Genomic DNA, 6,316 nt, shown 5'->3' with positions numbered 1-6,316 from the left:
ACCCGGACAACGGCACCGAAAAGCCCAAGCTGGTGAATCCGCAGGATGTGCGCGGCACCGACACGGCCGAACGCCAGCCGCCGCTCTCAGCGCCACCACCGGCCTCCGCCGAGGCCGCCGTACCGCTGGCTCCGGTGCAGGGGCAGGATACCGGCACGGCCAACCCCAAGCCTGAAACGCCGATCGCACCGGTCACGCCGCTGCAGTGACTTTTGGGGGCTCGCGACGTCCGCGAAGTCCCCAGCTGGTCAACGGGACGCCGGCTTCACCCTCGTCATGCTCGCCCTTGTGGCGAGCATCCATGTCTTGGACACCGCCCTCGATCAGGGAAGACGGGGATGGCCGGCACAAGGCCGACCATGACGGCTGTGTTTCCGCAGCCAAACGAAAAGGGCCCCCGTCACCGGGAGCCCTCGCTCTTCAAACCGTGGGGCGTGAGGAACTACGCCGCCTTGGCGGTCCCGACCCTGGCCTCGATGACCTTGGCCGAACCGGCGCCGATCGGAATCTGACGCGGCTTCTTGGCCTCGGGGATCTCGCGCACGAGGTCGATATGGAGCAGGCCGTTCTCGAGGCTGGCGCCCGTCACCTGCACATAATCGGCAAGCTGAAAGCGACGCTCGAAGGCGCGTGCGGCGATGCCCTGATGCAGGACTTCGCGCTTCTCGGCCGTGTCGGAGGCCTGCTTCTCGCCCTTGACGGTCAGCGCGTTCTCCTTGCTCTCGATCGAGAGGTCGACCTCGCCGAAGCCCGCGACCGCGATGGTGATGCGGTAGGCGTTCTCGGCGGTACGCTCGATATTGTAGGGCGGATAGCTCGGGGCCGAATCATTGCTGGTCGCCTGGTCCAGAATCGAGAACAGGCGGTCGAAGCCGACGGTCGAGCGGTAGAGGGGGGAGAGATCGAAATGACGCATGATGTGTCCTCCGGAAAGCGACATGCACTGCGGCCCGCCTCGCCTGAGCGCGGGCCCTGTTGGGTTTCACGCAGCCGGTTCCGGCCTGCGCAGAAGTGATCTGGGGAAGCGTTTTCGGCTTTTCAAGAGCCTCGCGCCAAGGGCATAAACGGGGCCTGACGAAGCCCGATACGAGTTCGCGTGGCCGGCAGGCGGCGTGAGCTCAGGTCGCCTTGCGTCCCACCGGACGCGATGACGGTGATCGATCTAATCGCGATGGCATCGGATTTTTCCGAAGGGTGACGCCCACTTTTCGGACCCGTGTCATCGCCCGGAGCAGCAATGGCCGAGGCCGCCTTTTTCGCCGATCCCGACTATCCCGTCCCGGGCCATGGCAAGGTCTGGCTGGCGACGACGCGCGACGGCGCCGCCCTGCGCCTTGCGAGCTGGCACCCGACCGTGAAGCCGGTGCGCGGCACGATCGTCCTCGTCCAGGGCCGGGCCGAATTCATCGAGCGCTACAGCGAGACGATCGCCGAATTGCGCCGGCGCGGCTTCCATGTCCTCGCCTTCGACTGGCGTGGCCAGGGCGGCTCGCAGCGCTTCGTCCGCCGCGAGCGCAAGGGCCATGTCGGCCGGCTGAAGCATTACGAGGCCGACCTCGCCCTGGCGATGGCGGAGATGCAGGCGAAATTCCCGCCGCCCTATTTCGTCCTGGCCCATTCGATGGGCGCCGCGCTCTGTCTCGATGCCGCGCGTCACGGCGCCCTGCCGGTCTCGCGCATGGTCGCGCTCGCCCCCATGCTCGGCCTCACCATGGTGAAGAACCCTGCCGGGGCGAGCCGGCTCGCCAGCATCCTGTACTGGCTCGGCTTCGGCCGTGCCTTCGTCCCCGGCGGCGGCGACACCGCCATTGCGACGAAACCCTTCGCGGGCAACCGGCTGACCAGCGACCCGGTTCGCTATGCCCGCAACAGCAGGCTGTCGGCGCAGGCGCGCCATCTCAGCATCGGCGACCCGACCATCGCCTGGGTCCGCAACGCCTTCCGGCTGATGGCCCGGCTCAACGCCCCCTCCGCCGCGCTCGACGTCAAGGTGCCGACCCTGATCATCGCCGCCGGTAAGGACCCCGTCGTCTCGACACCGGCGATCGAACGCTTCGCGGCCCGCCTCAAGACCGGTTCGGCGCTGGTCTTCCCCGAGGCGCGTCACGAGATCCTGATGGAGAACGATGCGATCCGTGCCCGGTTCTGGGCCGCCTTCGACGCCTTCATTCCCGGCGAGGACCAGGCAGAGGCCGCCTCAGCCGGCGAGAAGATCGAGCGCGGCCTCATGCAGCGCCTCGCTGGCGGCGGCGACGATGCGGCCTCCCCCGGCAGCGCTCCCGCCATCCCATGAGGTGACGACGCCGCCGGCGCCCTCGATCACCGGGATCAGCGCGACGATGTCATAGGGCTTCAGGCCGCTCTCGATCACCAGATCGACATGGCCGGCCGCAAGCATGCAATAGGCGTAGCAGTCGCAGCCATAGCGCGAGAGCCGCACCGCGCGCTCGACGCGCTGGAAGGCTTGCGCCTCCTCGCCCTGGAACAGCGCGGGCGAGGTCGTCATCAGCGTCGCCGCCGCAAGGTCCGGCACCTGCCGCGTCCTGAGCCGCCGCGGCCCGCCGGGACCCTCATAGCGTGCCTCGCGCCCGTCGCCGGAATAGCGCTCGCCCGTGAAGGGCTGGTGCATCATGCCATAGACCGGCACGCCCTTGCGCGTCAGCCCGATCAGCGTGCCCCAGACCGGAATGCCCGAGATGAAGGCCCGCGTGCCGTCGATCGGGTCGAGCACCCAGACATAGTCCGCATCGGTGTTCTCGCTGCCGAACTCCTCGCCGAGCAGGCCATGCTCCGGGAAATGCTGGCCGATCAGGCGGCGCATGACCGTCTCGCCGGCGCGGTCGGCCTCGGTGACCGGGTCGAACACGCCCCCGCCCGACTTGTCCTCGGTCGTATGATGCGCCCGGAAGAACGGCAGGATCGCCTGGCCTGACTGCGTCGCCAGATCCGCCACGAAGGCACCGAAATCGACCGCACTCATCGGGACGTCCCTTGCTGGATTATTGTGCTCTGCAACATAACCTTGCCCATAGTCCGATCCCGGCGAGATCGCAGCCCTCTGCCAAATGTCATAGATCGTTTTGTTTGCAACGATTTTCGGGGTCAACCATGCATTCAACGCATGGCTGCTTTGATATCCGACAAATCCGCTTGCGTTTTTGCGCCGCACAGTCTTATTGTGCATCTGCGAAGGGGAGATCGCTTCAAACCTTCGCTTGCCCTCCTTGGGCGTTTCCTCCCTAGACTTGGGCCGCCACGCAAGTGTGCGGCCCTTTTTTCTTGGCTGGCCGATGCCGCGTCGCGACCACGAGGGGCGGCTACTCGGCCGCCTCGCGCCATTCGTCGAGCCAGCCGCTCCAGCGGGCGAAGCAATCGGCAAGCGCGCGGGATATGGCGTCGCGCAAGGTCTCGAAGCCGTCATGCGGCTCGAGCGTCGCCTCGTTCATGTAGAGCGCACGGTTGACCTCGATCTGCAGCGCATGCACGCCGGCAGCGGGGGCGCCGTAATGCTCCGTGATGAAGCCGCCGGCATAGGGCCGGTTGCGCGTGACGCTCAGGCCCAGCCGGGCGAAAGCCTCCTCCGCGATGTCGATGATGTAGCCGGCCGCGCTGGTGCCGAATCGGTCGCCCAGGATGATGTCCGATTTCGCCGACCCCTCGCGGTCGAGCCCGGCCGAAGGCATCGAATGGGCATCGACCAGGATGCAGGTGCCAAACGCCCCTTGCGTCCGCTGCACCAGCCCGCGCAGCCCGGCGTGATAGGGGCGGTAGAGCGCGTCGATCCGGGCGAGGCCCTCCGCGATCGGGATGCGCCCGAAATAGATCTCCTGCGCATCGCCGACGATTCGCGGAATCGTGCCGAGCCCGCCAGCGACCCGCATCGAGCGCGTATTGGCGAAGGGTGGCACCCGCCCGTCGAACATCCGCGGATCGAGCTCGTAGGGCTCGCGGTTCACGTCGAGATAGGCGCGAGGAAATTCCGCGACGAGCAGCGGGGCGCCCAGCGCGACGCTCTGCGCGAACAGCCGGTCGACGAAAGCGTCCTCGGAGCGCCTGAGCCCCTTGAGCGGCAAGCGCGCCTGCTCGACGAAGCCCGGCGGATAACGCCTCCCGGCATGGGGCACATCGACGACCACCGGCACCACCTGCAGCGCCGGCTGGTACAGGCTGTAGGGACGGTCGATCTCGCCGACGACATCGTCGGGCGCGGGCGGAAACGGGGCAGAGGAAAAGCTCATTTCACCTGACTGAAGCACACAAACCGAACGGGTTGAAGCGGCGCCGAAAGAGTGGCTGTCGTGCAACAGTGGATTCACGCGTTGTTTACCACGATCTGGCCTTATAAGAGGGCATGGTTCCAACGAAGCGGCGGGGTCGCTACCCAGCCGCATCGGCCCCGACGGCGGCGCGGGCGCCAGACGCATTGAAACGGACGCGGCATCGCCCGGGCAGCGCCGGGAGAGACCGGCCTCGGGGACGGACAGAACAGGCCCATGACGAAGATTTTGCTCGCGGAAGACGACAACGATATGCGTCGCTTCCTGGTCAAGGCCCTGCAGAATGCAGGCTATGACGTCGCCTCCTTCGATAACGGCCTGTCGGCCTATAATCGTCTGCGCGAGGAACCCTTCGAGCTCCTGCTGACGGACATCGTCATGCCGGAGATGGACGGCATCGAGCTGGCGCGCCGCGCCACCGAGCTCGATCCCGACATCAAGGTGATGTTCATCACCGGCTTCGCCGCCGTGGCGCTCAACCCCGATTCGCAGACGCCGAAGGATGCGAAGGTGCTCTCCAAGCCCTTCCACCTGCGCGAGCTCGTCAACGAAGTCGAGAAATTGCTGGCCGCCTGAAGCCTGTTCGGCACCCTGCAACGGGGTGTCGGATGGCCTGCGAGAATTTATGCGGCAAACGCCTTGCAAGCCGCGAGGCGAGCCGCTATAGCCCCCTCACCTCGCAGCGTGACTGCGGCCGCAAGGCCCGGACACGCTTCCGAAAGTCGCCAAGGGCGGCTGACGGGCGCGTAGCTCAGCGGGAGAGCACTACGTTGACATCGTAGGGGTCACAGGTTCGATCCCTGTCGCGCCCACCATTTTCCAAGCCCCGGAAATCGCTAGAGAAAAGCGGTTTCCGGGGCTTTCGTCTTTGGCTCGCTGCCAGAGCCATTTTTCGGCCATCTCAAAGCAATCTGAAAGCAAGCCCTTAGTGGCGCAGCTCAGGACCGGCGAGCCATCCCGATTCGACGGCAGACCGATCGGGCGGACGAGGCAGTTGCCCTCGCCGCTTCCTGTGCTGCCTTCGTACCGAAACGACGCCATCCGAACTCCAGCTGCCAGACTGCCACGTTACTCCGAGGTAACAAAAATTTATCCCGCAAGGGTCATTGCCATCTGATCCCAATACATGGTAGCCGATTTGCCATGGCCGTCAACTCGTCTCCTGCCCGTCGCGTTTTCACCAAGGCCGAAGATGGGAATTGGATCGATCGAACCCTTCCCTTCCTTGAAGGCTTTCGCACCGCGCCATTCGGCCAGCAAAGAGCGGTCATCCAAGAACTCGCCGCCTTGACGGGCCAGGCCGAAAACACCGCTCGCAGGGCCTTGGTCGCGCTTCAGTACCTCGACGACAAGGGCGTCGACCTCGCCAACTTACACGTTCGCCCTCCTGTGATGTCGATCGAGGCCGTCCTGCGGGTCGGCAAGCGGCAAGCCGGGCTCGAGGATGACCTGCTGCAAAAGTTGCTCCGTGGGGAAGGCACCGCCGCTGAATTCAGGGAAGCGGCAGACCGACTTCTGGCGGATCTGGCGGTTCATAAAGGAGGCGTCAGTCGGGTCAGGAAACTGAGCGACATCGTCATCGACCACATCACGCCTTCCTCTTTTGTCGTCCCAAAATTCAGGCAGCCTCTTGGCCCAAGGCCTAGACCGTATGTCGTCGTGGACATCGACAAGTTCAGATTGGTCATCTTCCGGGTGACGGGCAAGGAGCCGGCTTTGGCGAAGGCGATCGGATACCGCCTATTGGAGGCCTCGGTCCTGCAGGCTGTCGTCACGGGCTCGCGCACAATCGTCTGCTCAGACATTCCTCTCGATGACCTGGAAGCGATCCGTGGAGATATGGGAGAATGGCAGGATCGGCTGCTCATCGAGCGATGCAGCCTGGAAGACGACATCGCCGTGATTCTCGGCAACGGACCGCGTCGGTGGCGCTGGCCTTTCCCGCCTTCCGAGATTGGGCGAGCTGGAACCAGGCCGGCAAAGGAACAGCAGCCCGTCGTAAACCAATGACTGCCCCCCTAGCGGCATCGTCCACCCTT

At 65.4% G+C, this 6,316-nt stretch carries 7 protein-coding genes and 1 tRNA gene; 5 read left to right on the top strand and 3 right to left on the bottom strand.

Annotation, left to right across the window (positions count from 1 at the left end; genetic code table 11):
* Positions 1-209 (top strand): hypothetical protein (locus tag IED13_RS27285; protein ID WP_210323777.1); only part of this gene is annotated, 209 nt, incomplete at its 5' end.
* A 233-nt stretch (positions 210-442) separates the two neighbouring features.
* Here IED13_RS27285 and IED13_RS27280 read toward each other — a convergent pair.
* Positions 443-916 (bottom strand): Hsp20 family protein, encoded by a 474-nt coding sequence (locus IED13_RS27280; RefSeq protein ID WP_191126002.1) that lies wholly within the window; start codon positions 914-916, stop codon positions 443-445.
* Between the two features lie 321 nt (positions 917-1,237).
* Between IED13_RS27280 and IED13_RS27275 the strand changes: the two genes are divergently transcribed.
* Positions 1,238-2,293: an alpha/beta fold hydrolase gene (locus IED13_RS27275; protein WP_081925438.1), complete on the top strand. Its 1,056-nt coding sequence runs from the start codon at positions 1,238-1,240 to the stop codon at positions 2,291-2,293.
* On the opposite strand, the gene hisN is transcribed toward IED13_RS27275, so the two are convergent.
* Together hisN and IED13_RS27265 are read right to left on the bottom strand one after the other, a co-directional pair.
* Complete coding sequence (hisN, locus tag IED13_RS27270) at positions 2,198-2,980, bottom strand: histidinol-phosphatase (protein WP_038363807.1); 783 nt, start codon at positions 2,978-2,980, stop codon at positions 2,198-2,200. The genes IED13_RS27275 and hisN overlap by 96 nt on opposite strands.
* 337 nt (positions 2,981-3,317) lie before the next feature.
* Positions 3,318-4,238 (bottom strand): N-formylglutamate amidohydrolase, encoded by a 921-nt coding sequence (locus IED13_RS27265; protein ID WP_081925437.1) that lies wholly within the window; start codon positions 4,236-4,238, stop codon positions 3,318-3,320.
* A gap of 255 nt (positions 4,239-4,493) precedes the next feature.
* Between IED13_RS27265 and cpdR the strand changes: the two genes are divergently transcribed.
* The 3 genes from cpdR (at position 4,494) to IED13_RS27250 (ending at position 6,287) form a co-directional block, all read left to right on the top strand.
* The gene (gene cpdR / locus IED13_RS27260; protein WP_038363805.1) at positions 4,494-4,853 is read left to right on the top strand and encodes a cell cycle two-component system response regulator CpdR; all 360 of its coding nucleotides are present in this window, start codon (positions 4,494-4,496) and stop codon (positions 4,851-4,853) included.
* Positions 4,854-5,017: 164 nt separating this feature from the next.
* Positions 5,018-5,092, top strand: a tRNA-Val gene (locus tag IED13_RS27255).
* A 328-nt stretch (positions 5,093-5,420) separates the two neighbouring features.
* Entirely contained in the window at positions 5,421-6,287 is an 867-nt protein-coding gene (locus tag IED13_RS27250) for a hypothetical protein (RefSeq protein WP_191126001.1), read from the top strand.
* The last annotated feature ends 29 nt before the right edge of the window (positions 6,288-6,316 follow it).

The sequence above is a fragment of the Allobosea spartocytisi genome (assembly GCF_014764685.1).
Taxonomy (GTDB): Bacteria; Pseudomonadota; Alphaproteobacteria; order Rhizobiales; family Beijerinckiaceae; genus Allobosea; species Allobosea spartocytisi.
This window is presented reverse-complemented; position numbering and strand designations above follow the sequence as displayed.

Coding starts and splice junctions, on each gene's coding strand:
- IED13_RS27280 (WP_191126002.1), bottom strand. CDS start 916: ATGCGTCATTTCGATCTCTCCCCCCTCTACCGCTCGACCGTCGGCTTC.
- IED13_RS27275 (WP_081925438.1), top strand. CDS start 1,238: ATGGCCGAGGCCGCCTTTTTCGCCGATCCCGACTATCCCGTCCCGGGC.
- hisN (WP_038363807.1), bottom strand. CDS start 2,980: ATGAGTGCGGTCGATTTCGGTGCCTTCGTGGCGGATCTGGCGACGCAG.
- IED13_RS27265 (WP_081925437.1), bottom strand. CDS start 4,238: ATGAGCTTTTCCTCTGCCCCGTTTCCGCCCGCGCCCGACGATGTCGTC.
- cpdR (WP_038363805.1), top strand. CDS start 4,494: ATGACGAAGATTTTGCTCGCGGAAGACGACAACGATATGCGTCGCTTC.
- IED13_RS27250 (WP_191126001.1), top strand. CDS start 5,421: ATGGCCGTCAACTCGTCTCCTGCCCGTCGCGTTTTCACCAAGGCCGAA.